Origin of the sequence: Pseudomonas sp. 51_B, assembly GCF_017491595.1 — a bacterium.
Taxonomy (GTDB): Bacteria; Pseudomonadota; Gammaproteobacteria; order Pseudomonadales; family Pseudomonadaceae; genus Aquipseudomonas; species Aquipseudomonas promysalinigenes.
Window position 1 is genome coordinate 1 of record NZ_JAFGYW010000221.1, and the last position, 500, is coordinate 500.

Sequence of the window (500 nt, forward strand, 5' to 3'; positions counted from 1 at the left end):
GTACAAGGGCGAGAAGGCGGCGAAAGTCGTCGTCGACCGGATCGACGTGCACTACCAGCCGGGCCACGGCTTCACGTCGATGGGCGAGACGAAGGAGCCGGACGGCCAGTTCTTCATCTCGGACAACAAGTTCTCGAAGGACCGCTACCTGCCCGTCGGGCCGCTGCATCCGGACAGCGCGCAGTTGATCGACATCAGCGGCGAGAAGATGCTGCTCGTGGCCGACCATCCGACGTATCCCGAGCCGCACGACTCGATCGTCGTGCGCCGCGACATCATCAAGACACGGCAGATCTACAACCTCGACGAGTTCCCGCTCGCGGTGAAGAACGCGAAGGACAGCCGCGTCGAGCGGCACGGCAGGAAGGTCACCGTCTACCTGACGTCGCAGGCGCCGACCTTCGGGCTGCGCGAATGGACCGTGAAGAAAGGCGACGAGGTCACGATCATCCTGACCAACCTCGACAAGGTGGAGGACCTGACGCACGGCTTCGCGATCC

The 500-nt window shown here is 63.8% G+C and carries 1 pseudogene; it reads left to right on the forward strand.

Going from position 1 to position 500, the window contains the following annotated elements:
* Window positions 1–500: pseudogene (locus J5M56_RS24510) on the forward strand (TAT-dependent nitrous-oxide reductase); the annotation flags it as partial.